The sequence below is a fragment of the Cupriavidus basilensis genome, from assembly GCF_000832305.1.
Classification (GTDB): Bacteria; Pseudomonadota; Gammaproteobacteria; order Burkholderiales; family Burkholderiaceae; genus Cupriavidus; species Cupriavidus basilensis_F.
The window spans coordinates 251681-277763 of the sequence record NZ_CP010536.1 but is presented as its reverse complement, the minus strand read 5'-3'; the positions used below and the strand labels follow the sequence as shown (position 1 = coordinate 277763).

The 26083-nt window shown below is 66.6% G+C and carries 30 protein-coding genes; 16 read left to right on the top strand and 14 right to left on the bottom strand.

Annotated elements, in window-relative coordinates:
* Window positions 1-17 precede the first annotated feature (17 nt).
* Complete coding sequence (locus tag RR42_RS01220; protein ID WP_043343086.1) at window positions 18-794, top strand: exodeoxyribonuclease III; 777 nt, start codon at window positions 18-20, stop codon at window positions 792-794.
* Window positions 795-824: 30 nt separating this feature from the next.
* Here the strand turns inward: RR42_RS01220 and RR42_RS01215 are convergent, their stop codons facing one another.
* Window positions 825-1013, bottom strand: a complete 189-nt coding sequence (locus RR42_RS01215) for a type II toxin-antitoxin system MqsA family antitoxin (RefSeq protein ID WP_043343084.1) — start codon at window positions 1011-1013, stop codon at window positions 825-827.
* A gap of 78 nt (window positions 1014-1091) precedes the next feature.
* Here RR42_RS01215 and argC point away from each other — a divergent pair, with 78 nt between their 5' ends.
* Entirely contained in the window at window positions 1092-2039 is a 948-nt protein-coding gene (gene argC, locus RR42_RS01210; protein ID WP_043343082.1) for an N-acetyl-gamma-glutamyl-phosphate reductase, read from the top strand.
* A 145-nt stretch (window positions 2040-2184) separates the two neighbouring features.
* A protein-coding gene (locus tag RR42_RS01200; RefSeq protein ID WP_144409723.1) for an IS3 family transposase occupies window positions 2185-3428 on the top strand; the annotation gives its coding sequence in 2 pieces (ribosomal slippage) (window positions 2185-2538 and window positions 2541-3428; 1242 coding nt in all).
* Between the two features lie 64 nt (window positions 3429-3492).
* On the opposite strand, the gene RR42_RS01195 is transcribed toward RR42_RS01200, so the two are convergent.
* Window positions 3493-3966, bottom strand: a complete 474-nt coding sequence (locus tag RR42_RS01195) for an excinuclease ATPase (protein ID WP_043343076.1) — start codon at window positions 3964-3966, stop codon at window positions 3493-3495.
* 75 nt (window positions 3967-4041) lie between these two features.
* Window positions 4042-4938: a M48 family metallopeptidase gene (locus RR42_RS01190; RefSeq protein WP_236702025.1), complete on the bottom strand. Its 897-nt coding sequence runs from the start codon at window positions 4936-4938 to the stop codon at window positions 4042-4044.
* 297 nt (window positions 4939-5235) lie between these two features.
* On the opposite strand from RR42_RS01190, the gene RR42_RS01185 reads away from it, so the two are divergent.
* Window positions 5236-6492 (top strand): muropeptide transporter, encoded by a 1257-nt coding sequence (locus RR42_RS01185; RefSeq protein WP_043343074.1) that lies wholly within the window; start codon window positions 5236-5238, stop codon window positions 6490-6492.
* 157 nt (window positions 6493-6649) lie between these two features.
* Here the strand turns inward: RR42_RS01185 and RR42_RS01180 are convergent, their stop codons facing one another.
* Both RR42_RS01180 and RR42_RS01175 read right to left on the bottom strand, forming a co-directional pair.
* Window positions 6650-7480, bottom strand: coding sequence for an acyl-CoA thioesterase (locus RR42_RS01180; RefSeq protein ID WP_043343070.1), 831 nt, complete (start codon window positions 7478-7480; stop codon window positions 6650-6652).
* Between the two features lie 100 nt (window positions 7481-7580).
* Complete coding sequence (locus RR42_RS01175; protein WP_043343066.1) at window positions 7581-8525, bottom strand: DMT family transporter; 945 nt, start codon at window positions 8523-8525, stop codon at window positions 7581-7583.
* Between the two features lie 121 nt (window positions 8526-8646).
* Here RR42_RS01175 and RR42_RS01170 point away from each other — a divergent pair, with 121 nt between their 5' ends.
* Window positions 8647-9564 (top strand): LysR family transcriptional regulator, encoded by a 918-nt coding sequence (locus RR42_RS01170; protein WP_043343062.1) that lies wholly within the window; start codon window positions 8647-8649, stop codon window positions 9562-9564.
* Window positions 9565-9604: 40 nt separating this feature from the next.
* Here the strand turns inward: RR42_RS01170 and metW are convergent, their stop codons facing one another.
* Both metW and metX read right to left on the bottom strand, forming a co-directional pair.
* Window positions 9605-10216 (bottom strand): methionine biosynthesis protein MetW, encoded by a 612-nt coding sequence (gene metW / locus RR42_RS01165; RefSeq protein WP_043343057.1) that lies wholly within the window; start codon window positions 10214-10216, stop codon window positions 9605-9607.
* Window positions 10213-11385 (bottom strand): homoserine O-succinyltransferase MetX, encoded by a 1173-nt coding sequence (gene metX, locus RR42_RS01160; RefSeq protein WP_006162733.1) that lies wholly within the window; start codon window positions 11383-11385, stop codon window positions 10213-10215. Before metX ends, metW begins: the two co-directional genes overlap by 4 nt.
* A 357-nt stretch (window positions 11386-11742) precedes the next feature.
* Here metX and creB point away from each other — a divergent pair, with 357 nt between their 5' ends.
* The 4 genes from creB (at window position 11743) to RR42_RS01140 (ending at window position 15737) form a co-directional block, all read left to right on the top strand.
* A complete protein-coding gene (gene creB, locus RR42_RS01155) occupies window positions 11743-12441 on the top strand; it encodes a two-component system response regulator CreB (RefSeq protein ID WP_043343055.1) in 699 nt (232 codons plus the stop codon).
* A 41-nt stretch (window positions 12442-12482) separates the two neighbouring features.
* Window positions 12483-13925: a two-component system sensor histidine kinase CreC gene (gene creC / locus RR42_RS01150; RefSeq protein ID WP_043343052.1), complete on the top strand. Its 1443-nt coding sequence runs from the start codon at window positions 12483-12485 to the stop codon at window positions 13923-13925.
* A gap of 128 nt (window positions 13926-14053) precedes the next feature.
* Entirely contained in the window at window positions 14054-15487 is a 1434-nt protein-coding gene (creD, locus tag RR42_RS01145; RefSeq protein ID WP_043343049.1) for a cell envelope integrity protein CreD, read from the top strand.
* A 16-nt stretch (window positions 15488-15503) separates the two neighbouring features.
* Window positions 15504-15737, top strand: coding sequence for a hypothetical protein (locus RR42_RS01140; protein ID WP_043343046.1), 234 nt, complete (start codon window positions 15504-15506; stop codon window positions 15735-15737).
* A 50-nt stretch (window positions 15738-15787) separates the two neighbouring features.
* On the opposite strand, the gene slmA is transcribed toward RR42_RS01140, so the two are convergent.
* The 3 genes from slmA to argB are packed head-to-tail and all read right to left on the bottom strand — an operon-like array spanning window position 15788 to window position 18409.
* The gene (gene slmA / locus RR42_RS01135) at window positions 15788-16447 is read right to left on the bottom strand and encodes a nucleoid occlusion factor SlmA (protein ID WP_043343042.1); all 660 of its coding nucleotides are present in this window, start codon (window positions 16445-16447) and stop codon (window positions 15788-15790) included.
* Window positions 16444-17424, bottom strand: a complete 981-nt coding sequence (locus tag RR42_RS01130; protein WP_043343039.1) for a pyrimidine 5'-nucleotidase — start codon at window positions 17422-17424, stop codon at window positions 16444-16446. The genes slmA and RR42_RS01130 overlap by 4 nt, the downstream gene beginning before the upstream one ends.
* 55 nt (window positions 17425-17479) lie before the next feature.
* Complete coding sequence (argB, locus tag RR42_RS01125) at window positions 17480-18409, bottom strand: acetylglutamate kinase (RefSeq protein WP_006162725.1); 930 nt, start codon at window positions 18407-18409, stop codon at window positions 17480-17482.
* A gap of 282 nt (window positions 18410-18691) precedes the next feature.
* On the opposite strand from argB, the gene RR42_RS01120 reads away from it, so the two are divergent.
* From RR42_RS01120 to RR42_RS01110, 3 genes are all read left to right on the top strand, one after another.
* Window positions 18692-19273, top strand: a complete 582-nt coding sequence (locus tag RR42_RS01120; protein ID WP_043343036.1) for a sigma-70 family RNA polymerase sigma factor — start codon at window positions 18692-18694, stop codon at window positions 19271-19273.
* 90 nt (window positions 19274-19363) lie between these two features.
* The gene (locus RR42_RS01115) at window positions 19364-19591 is read left to right on the top strand and encodes a zf-HC2 domain-containing protein (RefSeq protein ID WP_043343035.1); all 228 of its coding nucleotides are present in this window, start codon (window positions 19364-19366) and stop codon (window positions 19589-19591) included.
* Window positions 19588-19815: a cysteine-rich CWC family protein gene (locus RR42_RS01110; protein WP_043343034.1), complete on the top strand. Its 228-nt coding sequence runs from the start codon at window positions 19588-19590 to the stop codon at window positions 19813-19815. The genes RR42_RS01115 and RR42_RS01110 overlap by 4 nt, the downstream gene beginning before the upstream one ends.
* Here RR42_RS01110 and RR42_RS01105 read toward each other — a convergent pair whose 3' ends face one another.
* Window positions 19816-20328 (bottom strand): DMT family transporter, encoded by a 513-nt coding sequence (locus RR42_RS01105; RefSeq protein WP_043343033.1) that lies wholly within the window; start codon window positions 20326-20328, stop codon window positions 19816-19818.
* A 94-nt stretch (window positions 20329-20422) separates the two neighbouring features.
* On the opposite strand from RR42_RS01105, the gene RR42_RS01100 reads away from it, so the two are divergent.
* Window positions 20423-21358 carry a LysR family transcriptional regulator gene (locus RR42_RS01100; protein ID WP_043351158.1) on the top strand — a complete coding sequence of 312 codons (936 nt, stop codon included), beginning with the start codon at window positions 20423-20425 and terminating at the stop codon, window positions 21356-21358.
* Window positions 21359-21393: 35 nt separating this feature from the next.
* Here the strand turns inward: RR42_RS01100 and RR42_RS01095 are convergent, their stop codons facing one another.
* Window positions 21394-21873, bottom strand: coding sequence for a copper chaperone PCu(A)C (locus RR42_RS01095; RefSeq protein WP_043343032.1), 480 nt, complete (start codon window positions 21871-21873; stop codon window positions 21394-21396).
* 214 nt (window positions 21874-22087) lie between these two features.
* Between RR42_RS01095 and RR42_RS01090 the strand changes: the two genes are divergently transcribed.
* A complete protein-coding gene (locus RR42_RS01090) occupies window positions 22088-23491 on the top strand; it encodes an ATP-binding protein (protein WP_043343031.1) in 1404 nt (467 codons plus the stop codon).
* A complete protein-coding gene (locus RR42_RS01085) occupies window positions 23488-24111 on the top strand; it encodes a response regulator transcription factor (protein ID WP_043343030.1) in 624 nt (207 codons plus the stop codon). The genes RR42_RS01090 and RR42_RS01085 overlap by 4 nt, the downstream gene beginning before the upstream one ends.
* Window positions 24112-24134: 23 nt before the next feature.
* On the opposite strand, the gene RR42_RS01080 is transcribed toward RR42_RS01085, so the two are convergent.
* Together RR42_RS01080 and RR42_RS01075 are read right to left on the bottom strand one after the other, a co-directional pair.
* Complete coding sequence (locus RR42_RS01080) at window positions 24135-24431, bottom strand: hypothetical protein (protein ID WP_043343029.1); 297 nt, start codon at window positions 24429-24431, stop codon at window positions 24135-24137.
* Between the two features lie 259 nt (window positions 24432-24690).
* Window positions 24691-25272, bottom strand: coding sequence for a hypothetical protein (locus tag RR42_RS01075; RefSeq protein WP_043343028.1), 582 nt, complete (start codon window positions 25270-25272; stop codon window positions 24691-24693).
* Window positions 25273-25527: 255 nt separating this feature from the next.
* Between RR42_RS01075 and RR42_RS01070 the strand changes: the two genes are divergently transcribed.
* The gene (locus RR42_RS01070; protein ID WP_052494401.1) at window positions 25528-26079 is read left to right on the top strand and encodes a YcnI family protein; all 552 of its coding nucleotides are present in this window, start codon (window positions 25528-25530) and stop codon (window positions 26077-26079) included.
* The last annotated feature ends 4 nt before the right edge of the window (window positions 26080-26083 follow it).

Here is a 26083-nt window from a genome sequence, read left to right as displayed (position 1 = left end):
TTTCAAAATTTCCCGAGATGTTACGGATTATCAGCGCCAACCTCAACGGCATCCGCTCCGCGGCCAAGAAAGGCTTTTTCGAATGGATGGGCAAGCAGGACGCCGACATGGTCTGCGTCCAGGAGCTCAAGGCGCAGGCTGCCGACATGACGGAAGCGTTCCTGGCGCCACACGGCTACCACGGCTACTTCCATTATGCGGAGAAAAAAGGCTATAGCGGTGTCGGCCTTTACACGCGCCACAAGCCGGAGCGCGTGATCACCGGTTTCGGCATCGACGAGTTCGATAACGAAGGCCGCTATGTCGAGGTGCAGTATCCACATCTCGCCGTGATCTCGGTCTATGTGCCCTCCGGCTCCAGCGGGGAAGAACGCCAGCAGGCGAAGTTCCGCTTCATGGAAGCCTTCCTGCCCCATCTGCTGCAGCTCAAGGCCAGCGGGCGCGAGATCGTGCTGTGCGGCGACGTCAACATCGCCCACAAGGAAATCGACATCAAGAACTGGAAGGGCAACCTGAAGAACTCGGGCTTCCTGCCGGAAGAGCGCAGCTGGATCGGCGAGCTGTTCGACGTGCACGGCTATGTGGACGTGTTCCGCAAGCTGGACCCGCGCCCCGAGCAGTACACCTGGTGGAGCAACCGCGGCCAGGCCTATGCGAAGAACGTCGGGTGGCGCATCGATTACCACCTGGCCACGGCAAGGATCGCCGAGACCGCGCGCGCCACCTCGATCTACAAGGACGAGAAATTCAGCGATCACGCGCCGCTGTCGATCGACTACGACTTCCCGCTGTAACGAGTACGGCCGAGGGCGCACCGGCTACGCCTAGCGCACCTCTTCAAGCAGCTCCGGATGCCGCTCCAACACCTTGAGCAGCTTGACCAGCGCCAGCGGCGGCTTGGTCTTGCCAGTCACGATTTCCCCGCACGCCGGACAAAAGCCGCCCCAGACAGCGGGAACGATGGCCGTTTCGCCCGTGTACGTATCGGGCACGTCGCCTGTGTCCTGCACCAGTTCCCCCCAACGTAGTTACAATGCGGGTTCCCATCCGATTCCGGCATGGGACCCTTCGTATTTCCGAGTGAGTCCGCCATGGTTTTCAAAGTGTTCGTAGATGGTCAGGAAGGCACCACCGGCCTCCGGTTGCTCGACTATCTCTCCGGCCGTTCCGATGTGGAACTGCTTCGTATCGCCGATGACAAGCGCAAGGACCCGGCTGAACGAGCACGCTTTCTGAATGCTGCCGACGTCGCTTTCCTGTGCCTGCCCGACGTTGCCTCCCGCGAGGCCGTGGCGCTGGTGACCAATCCCGATACCTGCGTGATCGACGCCAGCACGGCGTTCCGCACCACCGACAGCTGGGCCTACGGCCTGCCGGAACTCACGCGCGGCCAGCGCGAGAAGATCCGCACGAGCAAGCGCATCGCGGTGCCGGGCTGCCACGCCAGCGCCTTCCTGATGGCGGTGCGCCCGCTGGTGGAAGCCGGCGTGATGCAGGCCGACTATCCGGTTTCGGCGTTCTCGCTGACCGGCTACAGCGGCGGCGGCAAGCAGATGATTGCCGAGTTCGAAGCCGGCGGTAACCCGAAGCTGGACAGCCCGCGCCCCTACTCGCTGGGCCTCGCGCACAAGCACCTGCCCGAGATGCGCGTGCAGGCCGGCCTGGCGCAGGCGCCGATCTTCAACCCGATCGTCGGCAACTTCCTCAAGGGCCTGGCCGTGACGGTGCCGGTGTACCCGGATCGCCTGGCGCGCAAGGTGACGCCGGAACAGATCGCCGATCTGTACCGCAAGCACTACGAAGGCGAGCAGTTCGTGCGCGTGATGCCGGTGGGCGACGAGGCCAACCTGGATGGCGGCTTCTTCGACGTGCAGGCCAGCAACGACACCAATCGCGTGGACCTGTTCGTGTTCGGCTCGGCCGAGCGCATCGTGCTGATGGCCCGCCTGGACAACCTGGGCAAGGGCGCCGCCGGCGCTGCGGTGCAATGCATGAACGTGCATGTCGGCGCGGATGAAGCGACTGGCCTGAGCGCCTGACACGCTTAAGCGCTTAAGCGCTAGTGCGGCAGCACCAGCCGCACGAATGAAAAAAAAGCCGGCGTTGGTTTCGCCGGCTTTTTTTCGCTGCGTGACCCGTCCTGACTAAGGTTGACACTTTTCCCGCAGCAATGAGGAGAGTGTCTTGGATATAGATCGGAAACGAACCCAACGCGACTACACGCTGGCTTTTAAGCTGGCGGTCGTTGAGGAAGTGGAAAAAGGCGAACTGACGTACAAGCAGGCGCAACACAAGTACGGAATCCAGGGGAGGTCCACGGTGCTGGTATGGTTACGCAAGCACGGACTACAGGACTGGAGCGGCTCGTTGCCACAGGGCGCCCGGTACGCGACGATGGAAAAGCAAGGTAAAGCCAAGCCCCGCACGCCGGAGCAGCGCATCAAGGAACTGGAAGTCCAGTTGCGCGAGGCGCAGGAGAAGGCGCGACTGTTCGAAGCAGTGATCGACGTGATTCAGAAGGAGCACGGGGTACGCGTCGTAAAAAAGCCTTCGGGCAAGTCCTCGCGCAAGAGCTCGTCCAAGGGCTAAGCGTTAGCAGGGCTTGCCGTTACTTTGGCATCAGTCGCCAGGCGTACTACAAGCGCCGCCACAGCGAGCTTCGACAAACGGCCCGAGACGCCAGGATCTGCGCATTGGTCACCGAAGTGCGGCTGCGCCAACCCCGTTTGGGCACGCGAAAACTGCAGCGGGTTCTGCAGGCGCCGCTGGCGAAGGCAGATATCCGGGTGGGCCGAGACCGGCTATTTGATGTTCTGCGCGCAGCCAGGCTGCTCGTGAAACCGCATCGGGCGTATCACAAGACCACTAACAGCCATCACCGTTTCCGGTGCCATCCCAATCTTCTCAAGGAGGGGCCGCAGAAGGTAGTGCCCACGGCGGCCGAGCAGGTCTGGGTCGCTGACATTACGTACCTTCCCACCACCCAGCAGACCGTCTATCTGAGTCTTGTTACGGATGCCTGGTCGCGCAAGATCGTGGGCTACCATGTCCATGACAGCCTGCAGACCGAGCAGGTGAGCCAGGCGCTGAAAATGGCACTACGCTCGCGCCGGACCCGGCAGACGCTGGTACATCATTCGGATCGAGGAATTCAATACTGCGCGACCTACTACCAGGCCATCCATCAGCGGCACGGTTTGACCTGTTCCATGACCGACGGCTACGACTGCTACCAGAACGCCATGGCCGAGCGCATCAACGGCATCCTCAAGAGCGAATTCCTGCTGAACCGACCAACTGACCTGCAGCAAGCGGCTCGCATGGTGAAGGAGTCCGTACAGATCTATAACCGTGAACGCCCCCATCAAGCCCTGAAATACAAAACGCCCGATGAGGTTCATCGGGCGTCTATTACCTTGGAACGCTAGGCGCCCACGGCGCCACAAAACCTGTCAACCTATGTCAGGACTTGACAGCGGGAAATCCCGTTGGTCAGATCCCGGCCTTGACCACGACGCCCTTGAGCGCAACGCCAAGGTAGGCGCTGCCCTTGGCGCAGACGTAGGTGCTGTCGCTGGCGGTCTCGTCGTCCTTCCAGTTGCTGCGGATATCGACCACGGCGCTGCCGCCTTCCTTGGTCGCGCGCTGCTGCAACTCCTGCACCGCCTGCACGAAGAGGGTGGCGCACAACTCGTCGTCAGCGGGCGGCGGCGGGCCGCCGGTGGAGCGGCTGTTGTCGATAGGCCGGCGCATGCGCTTGACGGTCTTGAAAGACTGGCCGTCCTGCGCGCCCGGCAGCTTGTTGAAACCGAACAGCAGCCTGATCGACGGGTCCACGCGCTCCTTGGCCCCCGGTGTCGCCAGCGCCTTGTCGATCGGCATGCTCAGCAGCTGGTCGGCCGCCTGCGCGCTGCCGCCCGCCAGCAACGCGCCGGCCATCAGACTGAATCGCATCCAACGCTTCATGGTCTTCTCCTCATTGCCCCGGTTCGATGTATTTATCGTACAGGATCTGCCATGAAGAGAGCCTCTCGGATGTCTTTACTTTTTTAGTGGCTTTTGACGGTCGTCATCTCCGCTGTCGACCGGCGCGCCGCTCAGGTTGGCCATATTGGCCCGATAGGGCGGCAGCTTGCCAACGCTGGAATCGATCGCGCGCGCGTAGAGCGGCAACACCTCGGGCAGGTGCTTCTCCAGCTCGGCGATGCGGGTGCGGCCCGATGGATGGGTGGAGAGGAACTCCGAGCCCGACTGCGCCGAAGATTGCGAGACCGCCCCCATCTTTTGCCACAGCGACACGGCGGCGCGCGGGTCGTAGCCGGCACGCGCGGCGATGTCCATGCCGACCAGGTCGGCTTCGGTCTCGTCCGAGCGCGAAAAACGCAGCGTGAGCAACTGCGCGCCGGTGCCCAGGGCCATATTGCCGAGATTGCCGAAGCCGAACAGTTGCGAGATCACGTTGGCGCCCAGGTTGGTGATCTCGGACTGGGCTGCCCGCTCGCGCGCATGCTCCTGCAGCGCATGGGCGATTTCGTGCCCCATCACCATGGCGACTTCCTCATCGGTCAGCTTGAGCTGGTCGAGCAGGCCGGAGTAGAAGGCAATCTTGCCGCCGGGCATGCAGAACGCATTGACCTGCTTGGAGTTGATCAGGTTGACTTCCCACTTCCATTGCTTAGCGCGCTCGTTCCAGCGCGGGGTCTGCGGCAGGATGCGCTTGGCGATGGCGCGCAGGCGCACCAGTTGCGGGTTGTTGTCGCCGACCAGTGTCTTCTTGGCTTGCGCCTCTTCCTTGAGTTGCTCGTACTCCTGCGAAGCCTGCTGCTCGATGACCTCGACCGGCACGATCTGGCGGATGGACGCGCCGCCGCGTTGCACGCGGATGCCATCTTCAGCTTCCTGCGGCTGGGCCTGGGCCTGGACCTCGGCTGCGCTCATGCTCAACGCTGCGCCGGCCGCCAGCGCCAGCGCGGCCAGTCGACGTGGCAACGCAATCCCGGCCCGCCGGTGGCGGTACTGACAACGCTGGCGATCGGACATGAACGATTCCTTGGATGCGGTTTTCGGCAAGCAGGGTAAGCAAGGGTTGATGCGGCCAGGACACGGTCCAGGCCCGGCACATCCCGCGCATCGGGGCGGCGCTGACGGTAATGCAATAATACACGGCGCCTTGCCAAGCCTGATTGCCCCGATTTGCCCCGATTTGCCCCGATTGCCCGCCTGCCATCCTGATTCATGACCTTTCAAGCCTATCTCGACATTTTCCGCAATCGCCGCATCGGCGCCATGCTCACGCTGGGCTTCGCGTCCGGGCTGCCGCTGGCGCTCACCTCCGGCACATTGCAGGCCTGGATGACGGTGGAAGGGCTGGATATCAAGACCATCGGCTTCTTCTCGCTGGTGGGCCAGGCCTATATCTTCAAGTTCCTGTGGGCCCCGCTGATGGACCGCTATACGCCGCCGCTGCTGGGCCGGCGCCGCGGCTGGCTGCTGGTGACCCAGATCGGGCTGGTGCTGGGCATCGCGGGCATGGCCTTCTGCCCGCCGCACGAGGCGCTGTGGACGCTGGCGGCGCTGGCCACGCTGGTGGCCTTCCTATCTGCCTCGCAGGACATCGTGTTCGACGCCTACAGCACCGACGTGCTGCGCGCGCCAGAGCGTGGCGTGGGAGCGGCGGTCAAGGTGCTGGGCTACCGGCTGGCAATGCTGGTGTCGGGCGGGCTGGCACTGTGGCTGGCCGACCGCGTGCTGGGCTGGCAGCAGATGTACCTGCTGATGGCGGGGTTGATGGGCATCGGCATCGTCAGCCTGCTGTGGGCGCCCGAGGCGGAATCGCCGGCGCGCACGCCGCGCTCCATGGAGGAAGCCATCCTGGGCCCGCTGCGCGACTTCTTCTCGCGCCCGGGCGCCTGGTGGCTGCTGCTGCTGATCGTGCTCTACAAACTGGGCGATGCGTTTGCCGGCAGCCTGTCCACCACCTTCCTGATCCGCGGCGTGGGCTTTTCGGCCGGTGAAGTCGGCTTGGTCAACAAGACGCTAGGGCTGGCCGCCACCATTGTGGGCGCGCTGTTCGGCGGCACGCTGATGGTGCGCCTTGGCCTGTACCGCTCGCTGATGCTGTTCGGCATCTTGCAGGGGGTGTCCAACCTCGGCTACTGGATCCTGGCGGTGACGCCGCCGCACCTGTGGACCATGGGCGCCACCATCGCGGTGGAGAACCTCTGTGGCGGCATGGGCACGGCGGCTTTCGTGGCGCTGCTGATGACGCTGTGCAACCGCTCGTTCTCGGCCACCCAGTACGCGCTGCTCTCGGCGCTGGCCTCGGTCGGGCGCGTCTATGTCGGCCCCAGCTCAGGCTACCTGGTGGAGGCCTTCGGCTGGTCGGCCTTTTACCTGAGCACCGTGGTGGTGGCCGTGCCCGGCGTAGTGCTGCTATGGGCGATGCGCAACACCGTGCATCGCTACGAAGCCCGGGCCCGCGCCGCGGCCTAGCCTCCCCCGGCGCCCAGCAGCGCGAATGCCTGCTCGCTTAGAGGCTGACTGTTTCAAAATGAAGCGAAGCGGTTCTGGCCAGGCGCGCGGCCGCCGACAGTACAAGCGGATCGGCCAAGGCCGGGCAACGACGCCAGCATCTTTTGGAAATGGCCTCTTACTGCTTGTAGTAGACGATCTGGTGCGAGGTCGCGAGCAGTTCTCCCTGCGGGCTCCAGATCTGCGCGCTCTGGTCGAAGAAGCCCTGGCGGAACACCTGCGCCTGGGCGCTGCCCAGCACGTGGCTGTTGCCCAGCGCTGCCAGGGTCGGGGCATCGGCATGGAAATACGTGGTCAGCGACACCGTGCCGGCCGGCACGAAGCCGGCGCGCTTGAGGAAGATGCGCGGGTAGAAAGCGTCGCACCATGCCGCCATGGCGGCGAAGTCCGGCGTGCGCGCGGGCGCATCGCGCAGCCAGAACTGGGTCACGCTGTCCGGGTTCTCGGTGCCGGCCTCGACATTCGGCTTGGCGCCGCGCACCGGCCGCAACTCATACGCGTCCAGCCAGCGCACCGGTGCGAAACCGGCCATCGGGGCGACATCGCTTGCCGGCGGCACCTGCGGGAACACGGCCTCGCCGCAATTCCAGGTCTCGCGGCGCACGGCGAAGAAGGCGGTAGCCGTGGTCGCCACTTCATCGCCCTGGCGCAGTTCGATGGTCCAGTGCTGGGTGTTGCGGTTGGTGCGCACCGGACGCGCTTCGATCACGAACGGCCCTTCGACGATCGGGCCGGCAAAGTTGACGGTCAGCGCGGACGGATCGCCCAGCCGCTCGGGATGTTGCAGCACCGCTTGCAGCAAGGTGGCCGCCGTGATGCCACCGAAGGGGCCGATCATGTTCCAGTAGGCCGGCGTGGTGCGGCCGTGGAAAAGATTGCCTCCCGCCGGCTCCAGCGCGATCGCGTGGTCGAAGGAATGGATGGTCTGGCTGGCTGGCGTGGCGGACATGTCGGGGGCCAAAAAAGTACGATCGTTCGATAATACTGCAAACGGCAGACGGGCGCTGGCACCGCGTCAACCGGGCGCCCCCCTCCAATCCGCCGCCGGGTCAGCCCCCCGCCCGCGCCTGCCGCAGCGGATTCCAGCCAAGCTGGTTGCCGATCACCGCCAACAGGATCAGCGCCATGCCAGCGAGCTGCGGCGGCGTGAGCACCACCCCGAACACCAGCACATCAATCACGATGGCCACCAGCGGATAGACAAACGAGAGCGTGGCGATCGACAGCACGTTGAGGCGCTGGAAGGCGCCATACAGCAGCGTGTACATCACGCCGGTATGCACGAGGCCTAGCGCCAGCAATGCCCCCCAGGTCCGCCCGCCGAACGTCTCGACCGCTGGATGCGCCAGAGGGAACAGCATGACCACCCCCATCGCCATCTGCAGGCCCGCGATCTGCCCCGCCGGAACCCCCTTGAGGCGGCGCGTGGCCATGGTGGTGATGGCGTACAGCAACGCCGCCAGCATCGCCAGCCCGACCCCGGCCAGCATGCCGCCGGTGGCACCGCCGTGCTCCAGCCCTGTGATCAGCATCACGCCGCCAAAGGCCAGCACCAGCCAGGCAAGCCGCCCGGGCGCGATGGCCTCGCGCTGGAACAGCGCAGCCAGCAGCAGCAGGAAGAAGGGCTGGGTGTGATAAACGACCGTGGCCACCGAAATGCCACTGTACGAATAGGCGGAGAACAAGGCCAGCCAGTTGAGGATCAGCGTAACGCCGCCCAGCGCCAGCCAGCCCCAGTCGCGGGCGCGCATGGGCTGCCAGCCGCGCCGCAGGGCGAGCGTGCCCAGCAGCGCGGCGCCGCCGAAGATGCAGCGGAAAAACACGACGTCCAGCGGCGACTGCCCGCTGGTCACCACGAACCAGCCGATGGTGCCCGACAGGCCCATGGCGGCCACCATGCGCCAGGCGCCGCCGCGCCGGGCGGGTTCCGTGGCTTGCGGGACGGGGGTGGCAGCCGGGGATGCCACGGCCGCGCCAGATCGATCGATGTTCATTGATGTCTCCTACGGAGCTTCGTACGCTTGGATGCCATTGTTCCATCGTGCATTCATGTCAACAATCCACCCGACAAGCAATTACTATTTGACCTGTAATCACAAATACGGGAGCCAGTCCATGCCGGTCGCGCAACTCAACGCCATGGCCGTATTCGCCCGGGTGGTGGAATGCGGCAGTTTCTCCGCCGCCGCCCGCGAGCTGGGCATGACACCCTCCGCCGTCAGCCGCCATGTGACGCGGCTGGAAGCGGCCATCGGCGCGAGCCTGCTGCAACGGACCACGCGCGCCTTCACCCTGACTGAGCTCGGACAGGCCGTGCACGCCGCGTGCGCCCGGATGGTGGCCGCGGCGCAGGAAGTCAGCACGCTGGCCAGCGACCACGGCGGCGAGCCGCACGGCGTGCTGCGGGTCAGCGCACCGGTGGTGTTCGGGCAGGCCTGGCTGGCGCCGCGGCTGCCGGCCCTGCTGGACCGCTTTCCCGCGCTGGACCTGCAGCTGACGCTGGCGGACCGCCTGGTGGACCTGGTGGAAGAAGGCGTGGACGTGGCCATCCGCATTGCGCGCGAACTGGCGCCGGGCCTGGCAGCGCGGCCAATCCGCGCGGTGCGTTACCGGCTGGTGGCGGCACCCGGCTGGCTGGCGCGGCATGGCACGCCAGCCGAGCCGGCGGCGTTGGCCGGGCATCGCTGCCTCTACCTGGGCTATGGCGCCTTTGGCGAGCGCTGGAGCCTGCGGCGCAAGCGCGACGGGCAGACCGTGGCGCTGCGCATCCCGCCGAAGGTCACGCTCAACAACAGCGCGGCCATTGTCGCCATGGCGCAGGCCGGCGGGGGCATCGGGCTGGTGCCGGACTTCTCGGCCGCCGCGGCGCTGGCGTCGGGCAGCCTGGTGCCGGTGCTGGACGAATGGGAAGTCCTCGAACCCTACGTAGGCACGGCCTTCGCGGTCTACACGCCAACCCGCCACCTGGCCCCCAAGGTGCGCGCCTTTATTGACTACCTGGTGGCGCAGGCCGCGCTGGAGACCAGCGGCTAGCGCGGCGGACCGCTAAGCGCAGCCCCGCGCCCTCGCCGGCTCAGGCGGCGCAAACCCGGTACACCGCCAGGCTGCCGCGCCAGTTCGAGCCCCAGTTGACCGTCACGCCCTCGTGCATCACCACGCGGTCAAGGATGCGCAGGCCGACCTTGGACGCCAGCGATTCAAAGTCGCTGATGGTCAGCACGCGTACGTTCGGCGTGTTGTACCACTGGTACGGCAGCGCCTCCGACACCGGCATGCGCCCGCGGAACACCGACAGCCGGTGCGGCCAGTAGCCGAAGTTGGGGAAGGACACGATGCATTCGCGCCCCACCCGCAGCGTCTCGCGCAGGACCTGCGCGGTGTTGTGGATGGTCTGCAGCGTCTGCGACAGGATCACCGTATCGAAGCTCTTGTCCTCGAACAGCGCCAGGCCGCCTTCCAGGTTCTGCTGGATCACGTGCACGCCCTTCTGCACGCACGCCAGCACGCCTTCGTCCTGGATCTCGATGCCGTAGGCCTGCACGTCGAGCTCGTCCTGCAGCACGCGCAGCAGGCTGCCGTCGCCGCAGCCCAGGTCGAGCACGGTGGAATTGGGCTCGATCCAGCGCGCGATGGCGCGGAAGTCGGGGCGCAGCGCCAGGATATTGGGGTTGGCCGCGGCATTCATGCGCCTATCTCCTCGGCGATGCGTTCGTAATAGGCGCGCATCAGGTTGTGATAGCGCGGGTCGTCCAGCAGGAAGGCATCGTGCCCGTGCGGCGCATCGATCTCCGCATAGCTGACCGGGCGCTTGTTGTCGAGCAGGGCCTTGACCAGCTCGCGGCTGCGATTGGGGGCGAAGCGCCAGTCGGTGGTGAAGCTGGCCACCAGGAAGCTGGCCTGCGTCTGCGACACCGCGCGCGTGAGATCGCCGCCGAAGGCCAGCGCCGGATCGAAATAATCGAGCGCGCGCGTGATCAGCAGGTAGGTGTTGGCATCGAAGTACTCGGCGAACTTGTCGCCCTGGTAGCGCAGGTAGCTCTCCACCTGGAACTCGACATCAAAGGAGAAGCGGATGTCATCGGTCTTGAGCTCACGGCCGAATTTCTCCGCCATGTCCTCGTCGGACAGGTAGGTGATATGGCCGATCATGCGCGCCACGCGCAGGCCGCGCTTGGGCTTGACGCCGTGCGCGTAGTAGTTGCCGCCGTGGAAATCGGGGTCCGACAGGATGGCGCTGCGCGCAACCTCGTTGAAGGCGATGTTCTGCGCCGAGAGCTTGGGCGTGGAGGCCACCACGATGCAGTGGCGCAGCCGATCCGGGTACATCAGGCTCCAGGCCAGCGCCTGCATGCCGCCCAGGCTGCCGCCCATCACCGCCGCGAACTGGGTGATGCCGAACCGGTCCGCCACGCGCGCCTGGGCATTGACCCAGTCTTCCACGGTGACCACCGGGAAGGTGGCGCCGTAGGGCTGGCCGGTGGCGGGGTTGGCACTCATCGGGCCAGTCGAGCCGAAGCAGGAGCCTAGGTTGTTGACGCCGATGACAAAGAAGCGGTCGGTGTCGAGCGGCTTGCCCGGGCCGACCATGTTGTCCCACCAGCCGACATCGCGCGGGTCATGCTCATACACGCCGGCCACGTGGTGCGAGGCGTTAAGCGCGTGGCACACCAGCACGGCGTTGGAGCGCGCGGCGTTGAGCGTGCCGTAGGTCTCGACCATCAGGTCATAGTCGGCGAGCGAGGTGCCGTTGCGCAGCTTCAGCGGCTCGGTGAAATGCATGCACTGCGGCGCGACGATGCCGACCGAGTCGGTCGGCAGGGCAAGCGCGGCAGGAGGCGGAGCTACGTCTGTCATGGAATAAGCCCGTTGGCAAACAGGCGTAAAAAAACCCGACCGGCCTTGCGTGGACGTTGCCTGCGGATGACATCAAACCTGACATCAAGCACAGCATCAACGACGGCGCAGCCAAATCGGGTTTTGCACGGGTCTTGCGTCCCGCGTGCCGGTGCCTTGCGTGGCAGGGAACCGACCCACCTCTTTAGCCGCATTTATATTGGCTGCCGGAACCCCCAAAACCAATCCTCCAGGGGTTACCATGCCGCCGCGCGCCCGCAAGCCAGTCTTCAAATCGGCGCGACCCGCTTATTATAGAGCAAACAAGCGCGCCGGCGGCGGCGCGCCGCCAGACGCTAACCCAACGCCAATCCTGCCTTGACGAAACCACCCAGCATCCTGGTCATCGAAGACGAATCCGCGATCGCGGACACCATCCTCTATGCGCTGTCCACCGAAGGCATGACGGTCGAGCATTGCGCGCTCGGCAGCGCCGCGCTGGCGCGCCTGCGCGCGCAGGCGCCGGACCTGGTGATCCTGGACGTCGGCCTGCCCGACATCAATGGCTTCGAAGTCTGCCGCACGCTGCGCACCTTCTCCGATGTGCCGGTGATCTTCCTCACCGCGCGCAACGAGGAAATCGACCGCATCGTCGGCCTGGAAATCGGCGCCGACGACTATGTGGTGAAGCCCTTCTCGCCGCGCGAACTGGCGGCGCGGGTGCGCGTGATCCTGCGGCGTGCCGGCAAGCGCGCCGCACCGCAGGAGCCGGTGCAAGCCCCGGCGCCGCCCGAAGGCTTCACGCTCGATGCCGACGGTGCGCGCCTGGCCTGGCGTGGCCAGTGGCTCGACCTGACCCGCTACGAGTACCGCCTGCTGGCCTTGCTGCTGCAGCACCCCGGGCGCATCTATTCGCGCGCGCAGTTGATGGACCTGGTCTGGCACGATGCGCTCGACACCATCGACCGCACCGTCGATACGCATATCAAGACGGTGCGCGCCAAGCTGCGCGCGCTCGATCCCGAGTGCGATTCGATCCGCACCCATCGCGGCATGGGGTATTCGCTCGAAGGCTGAGCCCCGCTTCCACCTTAATCCCAACCCACCCACGGCCACGCATGCATATCGGGCTTCGCATCTTCCTCGGCTTCTTCCTGATCGTCGGGCTGGCGGCTTTCCTCACGCTGCGGGTGTTCGTGCAGGAGGTCAAGCCCGGTGTGCGGCAGGCCATGGAAGACACGCTGGTCGACACCGCCCACGTGCTGGCGGTGCTGGCCGCCGACGACATGAAGAACGGCCGCATTGCCAACGGCGCCTTCGCGCGCCGCCTGGCCCGGCTGCGCGAGGACAAGGTCGACGCCAATGTGTGGGGCATGCACAAGGATGCTGTGGGCTACCGCATCTACATCACGGACGAGCGCGGCATTGTGCGCTTCGATTCCGGCGAGGCCGCCGTGGGTGCGGATTACTCGCGCTGGAACGACGTCTACCGCACGCTGCGCGGCGAGTACGGCGCGCGCAGCACCCGCGCCAACCCCGACGACGACGCCAGCACCGTGATGCACGTGGCAGCCCCCATCCGCGACGGCAGCAAGACCATCGGCGTGCTGACCGTGGCCAAGCCCAATGTGACCATGGCGCCGTTCATCGAGCGCAGCCAGCGCAAGATCCTGCTCAACGGCCTGCTGCTGATGGGTGGTGCGTTCGTGATCGGCCTGGCCTGCACGCTGTGGCTGGTGCACGGCCTGCGCCGCCTGCAGCGCTACGCGCGTGCCGTGGCATCGGGCGAGCGCGCCGAGATGCCGCTGCGCGGCGCCAGCGAGCTGGCCGAGCTGGGGCGCTCGGTAGAGAGCATGCGCCTGCGGCTGGAGGACAAACAATACGTCGAGCACTATATCCACACGCTGACGCACGAGATGAAGAGCCCGCTGGCGGCCATCAGCGGCGCCGCCGAGCTGCTGCAGGAGGACATGCCGGCGGCCGACCGCAACCGCTTCGTCGCCAATATCCGGCGGCAGGCGCAGCGGCTTGAGGAAATGATCCGCAAGCTGCTGGCGCTCGCGGCGCTGGAGCAGCGCCAGAGCCTGGAGACCCACGCACCGGTTGCACTGGAGCCGCTGATCGAGCAGTTGCTGCATGAGCTGGAGCCGCGCGCCCGCCAGCGCGACCTGACGCTGCGCTTGCTGCCGCCGGGCCAGCCCGCAGCGGTGGTGAGGGGCGATCCGTTCCTGCTGCACCAGGCGCTGGGCAACCTGCTGGAAAATGCCATCGACTTTGCGCCAGCGGCCAGTATGGTCGACGTGTGCGTGGCGCACGGCAATGCGCCCGCCAACATGATCGCCGTGCGCGTCAGCGATCACGGCCCCGGCGTTCCCGATTACGCGCTGCCGCGCCTGTTCGAGCGTTTCTATTCGCTGCCGCGCCCCGGCGGGCAAGACAAGAGCACCGGGCTGGGCCTGTGCTTCGTACGCGAGATCGCCACGCTGCATCGCGGTGACATCACGCTGGCCAACCGCGCCGAGGGTGGCGCGTGCGCGACGCTGACGCTGCCTGCGGCGTAGCGGCTTCACACGCCTCACACGCTTCACACTCAACACACAATCGCGCGAATCGCTTCACGCAGGCTTCCGCGGCGGCTCACATGGCAACCCTAAGCTAGCGGCATCGTCACTCCCGCGCGCCTGCCGCCATGAACCGAATCCTGTTTTTCAAATCCGCCATCACGGCGTTCCTGATCCTGCTGATCCTGATCCCGCTGCACCTCGTGGGCAACGCCGTGCAGGACCGCAAGCACTACCGCGAGGAAGCGGTGCGCAGCGTCTGGCAGAGCTACGCCGGCCCGCAAACCCTGACCGGCCCGGTGCTGGTGCTGCCGTACAAGGAAATCCTGCGCGTGACGGACAGCAGCGACCCCAAGCGGCCGAATGCCACCGTGCTGCAGGCGCAGGCCGGGCAGATGCTGGTCTTCCCCACCACGCTGCGGGTCAAGGGCGAGATCACGCCGAGCGAGCGCTACCGCGGCATTCACAAGGTGCTGGTGTACGAGATGCAAAGCCGCTGGCAGGGCACCATCGCGCTGCCCGATCCGGCCGAGCTGCCGCGCTCGGCCGGCCACTTCGGCTTTGAGGTAGGCCAGCCGTACATCACGATCGGCATCAGCGACACGCGCGGCCTGATGGCGGCGCCCGCGTTCGAGCTGGACGGCAAGGCGCTGAAGCTGGAGCAAGGCGCGCTGCTCAAGAGCCTGTCCCAAGGCCTGCACGCCGAGATCGACCTGCCGCCCGCCAAGGCCGTCAAGCCCGGCCTGGATGGCAGGTCCGCGCAGGCACGGCGCGTGGTGCCGTTCTCGCTGGCCTTGCCGCTGCTGGGTGCGCAGTCGCTGGCCTTCACCCCGGTGGGCGACCAGAACGACATCTCGCTCGATTCCGCATGGCCGCATCCGAGTTTCGACGGAGACTTCCTGCCGCGCACCCGCAGCGTGAGCGCGCAGGGCTTTCGCAGCAACTGGAGCGTGACCTCGTACAACACCAAGGCCCGCGGCCAGCTCGCTGGCTCGGGCGACGGCACGCTGGAAACGGTGTCGGTGACGCTGATCGACCCGGTCAACATCTACCTGCAGGCGGAGCGCGCGGTGAAGTACGGCGCCATGTTCGTGCTGCTGACCTTCGCCGGCTTCTTCATGTTCGAACTGGTCAAGCGCCTGCGCATCCACGCGATCCAGTACCTGCTGGTCGGCCTGGCGCTGGCGGTGTTCTTCCTGTTGCTGCTGAGCCTGTCCGAGCATATCTCGTTCGCGCTGGCCTACCTGGCGGCCAGCGGTGCCTGTATCGGGCTGCTGGGTTTTTACTTGTCGTTCGTGCTGCAGAGCTGGCGGCGCGGGCTGGCCTTTGCCACGCTGCTGACGGTGCTGTACGGCGCGCTCTATGGCCTGCTGCTGTCGGAGGACAATGCGCTGATGCTGGGCTCGCTGCTGATGTTCGTGATCCTGGCTGCCATCATGGTCATGACCCGGCGCATCGACTGGTACGCCGCGGGCGCCGCATGGCAGCCGCTGCGCGACAAGCCTGCTGCCCCGTCCGGCGAAGACGACGCCGCCGCCGCGGCGGCCCCGGCATCGGCCTGATCGAAGGCGCAACGCCATGCCAACCTACCTTCATTGCGCCCCGCCACTCGCGCTGGCGGCAGTGCTGGGACGGCGGCCGCTGCCGCTGGCCGGCGCGGGCCTGTTTGGCGCTGCGCGCTTCTGGCTGGAGTGTGCGTGGATCGGCCTGCCGCTGCTGGCGTTTGCCGCGCTCGGTGCTGCGCTGCGCCGCCGGTTCGATCGCATCGGGCCAGTCGATCGCCGCGTGCCGGTACGCGCCTGCGCGGACTAACAAGAAAGGGCAGGCGCAAGCCTGCCCTTGTTCATGACCGCTGGCGCAACCTAGCCGAGCAACACGCGCAACTGCGCGTCCGCATTCTCGCTGGGCAGTTTGCGAAAGCCGCTCTTGGCATAGCGATGCCACTGCCCCTGCACGGTCGCCACGATCAGCGCGGCGCGCACCGGCACATCGGCGTCGGGCGGAAACGCACCCTGGCTGATGGCGATCTTCAGGCACTGCCGCAGCGAGGCCTCGATCCGGTCCACTACCTGGTTGATGCGCTCCTGCAGGCGATCATGCTCGCCCACCAGCGCTTCGCCGGTCAGCACGCGCGTCATGCCGGGATTTTTCTCGGCAAAGGACAGCAGCATGCGCACCACGGCGTGCGCCTGGCGCAGGCCATGTTCTTCCTGGGTGGTGATCTGGTTGATCAGTCCGAAGACGGTCTGCTCGATAAAGCCGATCAGGCCTTCGAACATCTGCGCCTTGCTGGCGAAATGGCGGTACAGCGCCGCCTCCGATACGCTGAGCTTGGCAGCCAGCGCCGCGGTGGTGACCTTTTCCCCACGCGGCACTTCCAGCATCCCGGCCAGCGTCTGCAGTATCTGCACACGCCGCTCGCCAGGACGCGGGCGTTTGCGTGCCGGCGCCCCGTCGGCGCCTGCGCCCTGCCCGGCGGCGGCCGGAGCCGCACCCGATGGGTGCCCGTTACTGTGCATCATGACCCGATTCTCCGCATTCGTCGTTGGAGTTGATGCATGGATTGTACTTTTACGTCCACATAGCCGGGGCGATTTACGATCCGCGCGCGCACGCGCGGCGCCGATGCCGGCAGCGCCTGCGGCGCTGTCGTGCCAGTCGCCAGCGCGGGCGGATCCTGCGTCTCGGCCGCCACCAGCGTCACTGAATGTTCCTGCGCGGCGTGGCCGGTGTGCTGCCGGTCCTGCGCATCCAGCGTGCTGCGCAGCACGGCGTCGCCGCTGGCGCCCGCCACGGCGGAACCCGCGGGCATCGGCACGTCGTGCGGGCGCGATGGCGCCAGCGTGCGCAGGTAGCCCGTCACCCAGGCCGTGCGAATGCCCGTGCCCGCGTAGCGCTTGAGGTGGGACAACGTGTCTTCCACCAGCACCGCGCGGTGCGGCGCCACCCGCTGCTGCACCAGCAACCGGCGCAGCATGCGCCGGTCCGGCTTGGGCCGCAGATGGCCGTGCACCCACATGTCCTCAATGGCGACCACCCGCTCGAAACACTGTTGGATGCCAGCCACCTTCATGACCGCGCGCGCGTATTGCTCCGGTGCGTTGGTCACCAGGATCTTGCGCCCGGGCAGGCGGCGCAGGTGGCCGACCAGGCCACTGCGCACCCGCACCATCTCCGCCAGCTCGGGGAAATCATGCGCGGCGCGCAGGAAGTCGGCCGGGTCTACATCGTGGTGGCGGATCATGCCCAGCAGCGTCGCGCCATAGCGCTGCCAGTACTTCACCCGAACCTCACTGGCGGTGGCCTCGTCACAGCCCAGCACGCGTGCGACATACGCCGTCATCAACTGGTTGATGGCGGGAAAGATCGCATGCGACGCGTCGTGCAGCGTGTTGTCGAGGTCGAACAGCCAGACCGTGCGGCCGGAATTGTCGCCCGCGGGGCGGCGTCGGCGCGCACCGCGCAGGCTGCGGCGCAAGGGCGGGGAAATAGTGGGCACGCGGGAAGAAAGAAGTGAAGCGGCAGCGCGCGGCGCGCGCTGCCGTAGATGCGTTCTAGTGCGAACGGATCATGGTACCGAACGCTTGTTCGGTCAGGATTTCAAGCAGCAGCGAGTGTTCGATGCGGCCGTCGATGATGTGCACCGAATTCACGCCGCTCTTGGCCGCGTCCAGCGCCGACGAGATCTTGGGCAGCATGCCGCCGGAGATGGTGCCGTCCGCGAACAGTTCCTCGATCTCGCGCGCCGACAGGTCGGTCAGCAGGTTGCCGGCCTTGTCCATCACGCCCGGGATGTTGGTCATCATGACCAGCTTCTCGGCCTTGAGGATCTCGGCCATCTTGCCCGCCACCACATCGGCGTTGATGTTGTAGGCCTGGCCGTCGTCGGAAAAGCCGATCGGCGAGATCACCGGGATGAAGGCGTCGTCCTGCAGGGCCTTGACCACCGCCGGGTTGATGGCCTCGATATCGCCCACGAAGCCGATGTCGATGAAGGCGCCGGGGCTTTCGCGGTCCGGCATCTTGAGGCGCTTGGCGCGGATCAGGCCGCCGTCCTTGCCGGTGAGGCCCACAGCCTGGCCGCCATATTGGTTGATCAGCATGACGATGTCCTGCTGCACTTCGCCGCCAAGCACCCATTCGACCACTTCCATGGTCTCTTCATCGGTGACGCGCATGCCCTGGATGAACGTGCCGACCTTGCCGACCTTCTTCAGGGCTTCGTCGATCTGCGGGCCACCGCCGTGAACCACGACCGGGTTCATGCCGACCAGCTTGAGCAGGATCACGTCGCGCGCAAAGCCGTGCTTGAGCTTTTCCTCGGTCATCGCGTTTCCGCCGTACTTGACCACAATGGTCTTGCCGTGGAACTTGCGGATATAGGGCAGCGCCTCGGCAAGGATTTCGGCCTTGAGGGCTGGGGCAATTGCGGCCACCGCGGTAGCGGCAGGCCCAGGGGTGTCGGCGTTCATGGCAAGGGACATCCGTGAGATTCAACAGGTATCATGGCAATTCTGACCGGCGGTGCACCATGGGTTAAGGGGCTTTTTACCCCGAATAGGCCACCTCCGGCCGCGGCAGGCGCCGATTTTACAAGAAACCGCGGCGCACGCGTGCAGACGGTGGTGCAGCGGGGGGTCAAAACCGGTGCATGCGTACTGCGGCGCACCATGGCGTTCTATCCACGCAACAGTTGTCCAACGGTTGTCCTGCCGTTGTCAAATAGCTGTCCAACAGTCGCATCGCCACCGAATAGCGGCAACACAATGAGCCTGCACCCCGACGATCTTAGCGCCCTGCGCCCCCATTTGCTGCGCTTCGCCCGCCTGCAACTGCGCGACCAGGCACTGGCCGAGGATACCGTCTCCGACACCCTGGTGGCCGCGCTGGAACACCCGGAGCGCTTCAGCGGCCAGTCCGCCCTGAAGACCTACCTCATCGGCATCCTCAAGCACAAGATCATCGATACGCTGCGCAGCGGCCGGCGCGAAGTGCGCCTGACCCTGGGCGGCGGCGGCGACGAGGACGGCGAGGCGCAGTCGGACATCGATGCCTTCGACGCCCTGTTCGCCAAGAACGGCCACTACCATACGCCACCTTCCGATTGGGGCAACCCGGACCGCGCGCTGGAGCGCCGCGAGTTCTTCGAGATCCTCCAACTGTGCGTGGACAAGCTGCCCGCCAAGATCGGCCGGATTTTCATGATGCGGGAATGGCTAGAGCTGGAAACCGAAGAAATCTGTCAGGAACTCGAGATCACGACGACTAATGCCTGGGTCATGCTGTACCGAGCCCGCATGCGCCTGCGCGAGTGCCTGGAACTGAACTGGTTTGGACAAAAGGCGTGAGCGCCCGACGCTCGCCCGACCTTGCAAGCAGGCCGGGGCAGCCAGGCAAGCCGCCCCGGCCCTAAACCGCCTCTCCGACCGAAGGAAGCCATGCCTGATACGCCCTCCCGCCGCCGGCTGCTGCCAAACTGCCGCGAGATCCACCACCTGACCATGGAAAGCATGGACCGGCCACTGAGCTGGTTCGAGCGCGTGCGCATGCGCGGACACATGGCCATTTGCGATGCGTGCACCAATTTTTCGGGCCAGATGCGGCTGATGCGCTCCGCCATGTCCCGGCTGGGCCAGGAAGACGAGCCGCCCAGGGACAAGCCGTGAGCGACCCGGCCACCGTGCTGACGGGGCAATTGCGCCCGATCGAGCATTGCAGCGCCTGCGGCGCCGGCTTTGTCTGCGGCTATGCCGCCGGTCTGCCCCACTGCTGGTGCGCCACCCAGCCGCTGCTGCCCGCCCGCCAGATCGTGCCGGGCCAGCACTGCCTGTGCCCCGCCTGCCTGACGCGCCGCCGCGAGGATGCCGGCCAGACGCAAACCAAAGGCTGATCAGTTCGCCGCCTGCGCTGGCGTTGTGCTGGCCGCGCCCGCCGCGGCGAACTGCATCACCACCACCCCCAGCACCACCAGCGCGGCGCCGGCCATGCGCCCCGGCGTCACGGCGCGCGCCGCGAAGCCCGCCAGGCCAAACTGGTCAAGCAGCAGCGCGCCCACCATCTGCCCCGCCACCACCGCCGCGATAAAGCCGCCGGCGCCCAGGCGCGGGGCCAGCACCAGCGCCACGGTAATGTAGAACACGCCCGCCACGCCACCGACCCACATCCAGCCCGGCCCGCCCACCGCCAGCGTGGGCAGCGGAACCTTCAGCAGCCACAGCAGCGGCACCACCACCACCAGGCTGACCAGCAGCGACACCACAGTGGCCCACAGCGGATGGCCCAGGCTGCGCCCGAGCGCGGCGTTGGCGCCGGCCTGAAAGGGGATCACCGCTCCGGAAACAGTGGCCACCAGAACAGGAACGAGGCCGGCTAGCGCCGGCGAAAAGTGATTGAGGCCATGCATTTTGGCATCTCCTTCGCCAAAAATTGGATGCCTCAGTGTGAAATATTGTGCCGCGAATTACCAATTCTCGTTTCATAGCGTTAATATGCGCCGCATGAATGATCTCCGCGGTATCGACCTGAACCTGCTGGTGGTGCTGGAAGCCCTGCTGGCCGAACGACATATTTCGCGCGCCGCCCTGCGCCTGCACCTCAGCCAGCCTGCGGTGAGCCACGCGCTGGGCCGCCTGCGCCAGTTGCTGGACGACCCGCTGCTGGTGCGCGGCCAGGGCGGCCTGGTGCCGAGCGCGCGCGCCCACGAACTGGCGGGCCCGCTGGCCGAGGCGCTGGCGCAGGTGCGCATCCTGCTGGGGCCTTCCGGCTTCCAGCCCGCCACGGCGCGCCGCAGCTTCCGCCTGGCCATGTCAGACTACGGCGCCATGGCGCTGCTGCCCGGCCTGCTGCGCGCGGTGCGCAAGATCGCCCCGGGCATCGACCTGGTGGTCAGCCAGGCCAGCCGCGAAGCCATGACAGCCAAGGTCGCGGACGGCGAGATCGACCTGGCGCTGGGCGTGTTCGGGCAGCCCCCGGAAGGCGTGCACAGCACGGAACTGTTCGAGGAAACCTATGCCTGCATGGTGGATGCGGCCACGGTGCGCGGCCTGGGCAAGCTTGACCAGGTGGCGTACCTGGCCCGCTCGCATGTGCTGGTGGCGACCCACAGCGAGCGCGTGGATGCCATCGACGCCGCCGTGGCCAAGGTGGGCGGGCGGCGCAAGATTGCCTGCGTGCTGCCCCACTGGAGCGTGGCGCCGGCGCTGATTGCCGGCACCAATCTGGTCCTGACCACGGCGCGCCGCAGCCTGGCCGCGTTCGAGGAGGATCCGCGCTTCGCGGTGTTCGATCCGCCCTTCCCCCTGCCGGGCTTTGGTTTCAGCCTGATCTGGCACGACCGCACTGACGCCGATCCCGGCCATAGCTGGCTGCGCGAGCGCGTGATCGCGGTGGCCGCCGGCGACGAGCCGGACGACGCGATCAGCCTGCGCAGCTAGGCAGCCCGGCTAGCTGCCTGTACGGCTTCAGTGCTTCAGTGCTTGTGGTCACCGTGCGCGCCGGCGGCCGGCGCCGTTGCGGTGAGGTCGCGCACTTCGGCGTCGACCTTCTGCTCGGTCACCTTGCCGCCCTGCTCGATCTTGAGCGTCAGCGCAACGGTGTCGCCCTTCTTCAGCGGCGCCTTGAGGCCCATCAGCATCACGTGATAGCCGCCCGGCTTGAGCTCGACGTCCTGCATGCGGGGCAGGTCGAGCGCGCCAATGGCGCGCATGCGCATCACGTTGCCATCCATCTTCATCTCATGCACTTCGGCCGTGGCTGCCGCCGGCGTACTGACGCCGATCAGCTTGGCGGGTTCGTGCGCATGCAGGGTCATGAACACGCCGGTGGCGGTCTGTGCCGGCACGGTGCCGCGCGCCCAGGCGTTGCTGACATCGACCTGGGCGAAAGCCGCGTTCGAGCACAGCGCGGCGAGCAGGGCGGCGGGCACCGCGACGAGGAATCTGGCTTGCATCTGGACTATCTCCACTGAGATTCAAAGGACTGCATAAAGAGAACATTAGACCATGACGCCCCTGGCGACGTGAGCCAGGCGGCGCAAATCGCGCCACTGACCGGTTGGCTACCTGGCAGCGAACCGTCCAGTCTGGCAGCGGCCCCGGCACCAACCAATGCGGCACGGTGTCGCACGCGGCAGGCCGGGCGCCGGTCGTTGTTAAACTCGCGGCATGGATACCATCGCAGCCGTGCCGCCAGACACGGCCCCCTCCCGCCCCGGCTCCGCCACGAGCATCATCCCGGTCCGCCACAACCTGATGAGCCTGCGCCGCCTGTTCTGGCTGCGCTGGGCGCTGATGGGCGGGCAAGCGGTGCTGCTGGTTTCGTGCGAGGCCGTGGCCGGCGTGATCCTGCCGTACAGCCCCCTGCTGGCGATCCTTTCCCTGCAAGCGGTGTTCAACCTGCTCACCGGCCTGCGCATGCGCATGCACACCAGCCGCGGCGGCATGCCGAGCGACGCCGAGCTGATGGGCCAGTTGATGGTCGACCTGACGGCGCTGTCGGCCAACCTGTTCTTCACCGGCGGCGCGACGAACCCCTTTGTCTCGTTCTACCTGCCGGGCCTGGCGATCGCCGCCGCCATCCTGCCGTGGCGCAACGTGATCGCGCTCGCCGCCTACGCGATGGCCTGCTACAGCCTGATGCTGATCGAGTATGTGCCGCTGAACCTGCACAACCCGGACAACGCCATCAACTATCACCTGGCCGGCATGTGGCTCAACTTTGTCGCCAGCGCAACCATGATCGCGGTCTTCGTGGCGCGCCTGTCCGGCGTGCTGCGCCAGCGCGACGCGGAGCTCAACCTGGCGCGCGAACAGTTGCTGCGCGACGCACGCATCGAAGCGCTGAACGACCAGGCCGCGGCGGTCGCCCACGAGATCGGCACGCCGCTGGCCACGCTGGCGGTCATCGCCGGCGAACTGCGCGCCGATGCGGCGGACCCGCGCCTGGCCACCACGCACGTGTGCGCCTACCTGCCGGACCTGCAGACCATGGAACAACAGCTCGAGCTGTGCAAATCGATCCTGGCCCGCCTGCGCGACGACCACGAGACCGCGGCTGCGCAGCGCATCGATGCGTGGCTGGACGGTTATGTGGAACGCTGGCAATTGCGCCACCCCCATGCCCGGCTGGAAGCCAATGTCATTGGCGAAGCCGCGGCCCTGCCGGTGGAGGCCGCGCGCGTGGGGCAGATCCTGACGATCCTGCTGGACAACGCCGCGCGCAGCCAGCTGGCCGCGGGGCACGAGCAGATTCCGCTGCGCCTGGCCATCGCGCTGGAGGACAACCGTGCGCTGCCGACGCTGATCTTCCGCGTCACCGACCGCGGCCTGGGCATCCCAAAATCCCAGCGCGCGCGTCTGGGCGAAGCACCGATGACCAGCATGCATGGCGGCCAGGGCATTGGCGTGTACCTGGCGCAAAGCGCGGCCCAGCAGATGGGTGGCCGGCTGGCCTGGCATGACCACCATGAGGGCGGCACCGTGGCCGAGCTGCGCCTGCCCGCGCCTTCCCTGGCAGCCTTACCGGCCGCCTCACCGTTTGCCTCACCCCTGACAACGAGCCCGCGATGACCGACGCCCTCCACGATCCCGCCGCCGATGGCGCACAGCCCGGCGCCAGCGATGCCGCCCCTTTCCTGGTCATCGACGACGATGCCGTGTTCGCGGGCGCCCTGGCGCGCGCGCTGACGCGCCGCGGCTATGCCGTGCAGATCGCCCACAACCGCCAGCAGGCGCTGGCGCTGGCCGCACAAACGCCGTTTGACTACATCACGCTGGACCTGCACCTGAGCGCGCCGCCGGAAGCCGGCAGCACCGCGCCAGCCGAGTCCGGCCTGCAACTGGTCGCGCCGCTGCGCGCGGCGTTGCCCGATGCGCGCATCCTGGTGCTGACGGGCTATGCGAGCATTGCCACCGCGGTGGCCGCGGTCAAGCATGGTGCCGATGAGTACCTGGCCAAGCCGGCCAATGTGGATTCGATCCTGACAGCGCTGATGGCCGGGGTATCGGAAGACGCGGCCGAAGCCGCCATGGAAGAGCCGGTGCCGCTATCGGTGGCCCGGCTGGAGTGGGAGCACATCCAGCGGGTGCTGTCCGAACACGAGGGCAATATCTCGGCCACCGCGCGCGCGCTCAATATGCATCGGCGCACGCTGCAGCGCAAACTGGGCAAGCGGCCGGTATCGCGCTAGGCGTTCGGCTGGAGTACCTGGCCTCAGAGGCGCAACTGCACGTAGTCCCAGTCCAGGTCCTCTTCCCGCCCAGAGGCTTGCTCGGCAATGCGCAGCGCGTCGCTGGCATGGCGGTCGGCGCGCGAGCCCAGATCGCCGGCCTGCACGGCCAGTTCCACCGCGGCTTGCGGCGTGGTGCCGGCCAACACGGCGGGCTTCGCCACCACTGGCGCGCTCGCCTGGCGATGTACGGGCGCGGCCTCCGGGCGCACGCAGAGAAAGACAGTGGCCGCGGCAAGGCCGCACAGTACGCCGAACGAGGACAGTAGCTCGCGTTTCATTTCGTTTCTCCTGCCAGGTTGGTGGTTGGGGATGCGGGTGCTAACCGGCCGGCTGCGATCCTTCGATCGTGCCGGCCGCCACTTTGGCATCGCATCGCAACACGCACCAGCGTGCTTACGAATGCTTACCTGTCTTACTCTTCTCTTTAACAGCGTGTCTTACCTGAGTCTCTTACCAGCGTGAATCTCGCTCCCACGCCTTCATTTGTGGATGGGTGATGTGCCGACCCGGCCTGCCGAGCCAGCGCGCGCAGGCAGGTTACTTGGCGTACTTGGCCTTCACGTCAGCCTGGCACTTATCCTTGGCGTCGCCGGACAGTGCATCGCACTTTTGCTTGTCAGCCTTGTAGGCGGCGTCCACGGTGTCCTTCCTGGCGTCGGCGCGCGCTTCGGCTACGTCGGTGCTGGTGCCGGTGGCGGCAGCCTTCTCGACCTTGGCCGAGCCCAAGGCCTGCTCGTGGGCAACCTTGGCGTCCTTTACGCACACTTCCTTGTCATTGCCCTTAGCGTCATCGCATTTTTCCTTGGCCACGCTGTAATCGGCATCGGCCTTGACCTTGTCCGCCTTGGCGCGCGCCTTGGCGGTGCCATCGCGGGTCGCTTCGGCGTTAGCCTTGGCCACGTCCTCGTCGCGCCTGGCTTGCTTCACGCACACGTCCTTGGCGTTGTCCTTGAGGCTGTTGCACTGGGTCCGCGCGGCCTTGTAGTTGGCGCTGGCAGCCTTCACGGCCGCGTCGTAGTCCGCTTTGGAACCTGCGGGTGCGGCATGCGCCAGCGTGAGGGCGGCAGGGCCGGCAAACATCATCGAACACACTGCTGCGCTCAGCCATTTCTTCATCATGTCGTGCTCCTTTTTCAGTGGCGGATATCGTGGAGGGCGGTCTCGCTCTCGGCCTTTGCCGCATGCGATCCGCGCTTGCCCACACCGTATGTACAGCGTACGCATGGGCGCCTCCTGCAATCAGGCGTGACGTTCCGAAAGCCGCGTAAGACAATTCCGACATGATTTCCGGGGCACACCATGCCTGCGGCCCTGCGCCGCAGGGCCGCCGACGGCCTTCGGCGCTAGACTGACGCGCTTCCCAGGAGAATCGACATGACCGCATCCCGCCTGCTGCCCGCAGTGACCATCGCGCTGGCCTCGCTTGGCGCAAGCTGGACGCCCCCCGCGTTCGCGCACATCGTGTTCGAGCAAAAGGCCGCGACGGCAGGCAGCTACTTCAAAGGCGCACTGATGGTGGGCCATGGCTGCAACGGCAGCGCCACCCGCGCCATCACCGTAACCATCCCGGAAGGCGTGCAAGGTGCCCATCCGCAGCCCAAGGCAGGCTGGCAACTGGAAGTGAAACGCGCGCCGCTGGCCAAGCCCTATGCCTCGCATGGCAAGACCGTGAGCGAGGACGTGCGCACGCTGCGCTGGTTTGCCGGCTCGCTGGCCGACGCGCATTTCGATGAGTTCGTGATGCTGATGAAGCTGCCCGAGCAGGCCGGCAAGCTGTATTTCCCGGTGGTGCAGGAATGCGAGGACGGCCGCACCGAATGGACGCAGATCCCCGCGGATGGCCAGAGCCTGCGCGAGCTGAAGACGCCGGCCGCAGAGCTGGAGCTGACCGCGCCAATGCCGGCGGGGCATGCGCACGCGCACTGAGCAG

Coding starts and splice junctions, on each gene's coding strand:
- RR42_RS01220 (WP_043343086.1), top strand. CDS start 18: ATGTTACGGATTATCAGCGCCAACCTCAACGGCATCCGCTCCGCGGCC.
- argC (WP_043343082.1), top strand. CDS start 1,092: ATGGTTTTCAAAGTGTTCGTAGATGGTCAGGAAGGCACCACCGGCCTC.
- RR42_RS01195 (WP_043343076.1), bottom strand. CDS start 3,966: ATGAAGCGTTGGATGCGATTCAGTCTGATGGCCGGCGCGTTGCTGGCG.
- RR42_RS01190 (WP_236702025.1), bottom strand. CDS start 4,938: ATGAGCGCAGCCGAGGTCCAGGCCCAGGCCCAGCCGCAGGAAGCTGAA.
- RR42_RS01185 (WP_043343074.1), top strand. CDS start 5,236: ATGACCTTTCAAGCCTATCTCGACATTTTCCGCAATCGCCGCATCGGC.
- RR42_RS01180 (WP_043343070.1), bottom strand. CDS start 7,480: ATGTCCGCCACGCCAGCCAGCCAGACCATCCATTCCTTCGACCACGCG.
- RR42_RS01175 (WP_043343066.1), bottom strand. CDS start 8,525: ATGAACATCGATCGATCTGGCGCGGCCGTGGCATCCCCGGCTGCCACC.
- RR42_RS01170 (WP_043343062.1), top strand. CDS start 8,647: ATGCCGGTCGCGCAACTCAACGCCATGGCCGTATTCGCCCGGGTGGTG.
- metW (WP_043343057.1), bottom strand. CDS start 10,216: ATGAATGCCGCGGCCAACCCCAATATCCTGGCGCTGCGCCCCGACTTC.
- metX (WP_006162733.1), bottom strand. CDS start 11,385: ATGACAGACGTAGCTCCGCCTCCTGCCGCGCTTGCCCTGCCGACCGAC.
- creC (WP_043343052.1), top strand. CDS start 12,483: ATGCATATCGGGCTTCGCATCTTCCTCGGCTTCTTCCTGATCGTCGGG.
- creD (WP_043343049.1), top strand. CDS start 14,054: ATGAACCGAATCCTGTTTTTCAAATCCGCCATCACGGCGTTCCTGATC.
- RR42_RS01140 (WP_043343046.1), top strand. CDS start 15,504: ATGCCAACCTACCTTCATTGCGCCCCGCCACTCGCGCTGGCGGCAGTG.
- slmA (WP_043343042.1), bottom strand. CDS start 16,447: ATGATGCACAGTAACGGGCACCCATCGGGTGCGGCTCCGGCCGCCGCC.
- argB (WP_006162725.1), bottom strand. CDS start 18,409: ATGTCCCTTGCCATGAACGCCGACACCCCTGGGCCTGCCGCTACCGCG.
- RR42_RS01120 (WP_043343036.1), top strand. CDS start 18,692: ATGAGCCTGCACCCCGACGATCTTAGCGCCCTGCGCCCCCATTTGCTG.
- RR42_RS01115 (WP_043343035.1), top strand. CDS start 19,364: ATGCCTGATACGCCCTCCCGCCGCCGGCTGCTGCCAAACTGCCGCGAG.
- RR42_RS01105 (WP_043343033.1), bottom strand. CDS start 20,328: ATGCATGGCCTCAATCACTTTTCGCCGGCGCTAGCCGGCCTCGTTCCT.
- RR42_RS01100 (WP_043351158.1), top strand. CDS start 20,423: ATGAATGATCTCCGCGGTATCGACCTGAACCTGCTGGTGGTGCTGGAA.
- RR42_RS01095 (WP_043343032.1), bottom strand. CDS start 21,873: ATGCAAGCCAGATTCCTCGTCGCGGTGCCCGCCGCCCTGCTCGCCGCG.
- RR42_RS01090 (WP_043343031.1), top strand. CDS start 22,088: ATGGATACCATCGCAGCCGTGCCGCCAGACACGGCCCCCTCCCGCCCC.
- RR42_RS01085 (WP_043343030.1), top strand. CDS start 23,488: ATGACCGACGCCCTCCACGATCCCGCCGCCGATGGCGCACAGCCCGGC.
- RR42_RS01080 (WP_043343029.1), bottom strand. CDS start 24,431: ATGAAACGCGAGCTACTGTCCTCGTTCGGCGTACTGTGCGGCCTTGCC.
- RR42_RS01075 (WP_043343028.1), bottom strand. CDS start 25,272: ATGATGAAGAAATGGCTGAGCGCAGCAGTGTGTTCGATGATGTTTGCC.
- RR42_RS01070 (WP_052494401.1), top strand. CDS start 25,528: ATGACCGCATCCCGCCTGCTGCCCGCAGTGACCATCGCGCTGGCCTCG.